Origin of the sequence: Streptomyces sp. SID5464 (assembly GCF_009862985.1) — a bacterium.
Classification (GTDB): Bacteria; Actinomycetota; Actinomycetes; order Streptomycetales; family Streptomycetaceae; genus Streptomyces; species Streptomyces chartreusis_D.
The window spans coordinates 71,570-71,940 of sequence record NZ_WWIQ01000067.1 but is presented as its reverse complement, the minus strand read 5'-3'; the positions used below and the strand labels follow the sequence as shown (position 1 = coordinate 71,940).

At 67.9% G+C, this 371-nt stretch carries 1 protein-coding gene; it reads left to right on the top strand.

The features are described 5' to 3' along the window. The coding region (locus GTY47_RS32300; protein ID WP_010045998.1) for an Hsp70 family protein at positions 1–371 on the top strand (371 nt) is incomplete at both ends.

The window sequence follows — 371 nt, the reverse complement described above, 5'->3', positions numbered from 1 at the left end:
GTACCTGGTCAAGCGCTTCAAGGGCCAGTACGGCGTCGACCTCGCGGGCGACAAGATGGCGGTGCAGCGGCTGCGCGAGGGCGCCGAGAAGGCCAAGATCGAGCTGTCCAGCTCCACCGAGACGACGATCAACCTGCCCTACATCACCGCCTCCGCCGAGGGACCTCTGCACCTCGACGAGAAGCTGACCCGGGCCCAGTTCCAGGAGCTCACCGCCGACCTGCTGGACCGCTGCAAGGCGCCCTTCCACCAGGCGGTCCAGGACGCCGGTGTGAAGCTCTCGGCGATCGACCACGTGATCCTGGTGGGCGGCTCGACCCGGATGCCCGCGGTGACCGACCTGGTCAAGGAACTCACCGGCAAGGAACCGC